This window comes from Streptomyces milbemycinicus (assembly GCF_002154605.1).
GTDB classification, from domain to species: domain Bacteria; phylum Actinomycetota; class Actinomycetes; order Streptomycetales; family Streptomycetaceae; genus Streptomyces; species Streptomyces milbemycinicus.
Genome location: NZ_MUNE01000560.1, coordinates 1 through 399, shown reverse-complemented (window position 1 = coordinate 399; position 399 = coordinate 1). Strand labels below are relative to the sequence as shown.

Genomic DNA, 399 nt, shown 5'->3' with positions numbered 1-399 from the left:
CGGCTGCCGATGGTGGAGCTCGACGGGACGGTCGAGGTCGTCGGACCCGACGGGCCGGTCCCGTTCCTGGACCTGTTCCAGGGCCGCGACGAGCTCGTGGTCTACAAGCACATGTGGTACGACGGCGCCCCGCACCAGGGGCAGTGCGAGGGCTGCACCACCACGGCCTGGCACCTGAAAGACGCCGCCTACCTCAACGCCCGCGGCGTCTCGTTCGCCGTCCTGACCACGGGCCGCTGGGACGAGGTCGCCTCCTACGTCGCGTTCATGGGCTACACCCAGCCCTGGTACTCGGTGCGCGGCGTGGACGTGCCGGTCGGCGGCGACATGGGTTACCTCACCTGCTTCCTGCGCGAGGGCGACCGCGTGTTCCTCACCTACTCCACGACCGGCCGCGGC

1 protein-coding gene is annotated in these 399 nt (G+C 70.7%); it reads left to right on the top strand.

The genetic code is table 11. From position 1 onward, the window contains the following. The coding region (locus CCN51_RS37970) for a DUF899 family protein (protein WP_143676010.1) at positions 1-399 on the top strand (399 nt) is incomplete at both ends.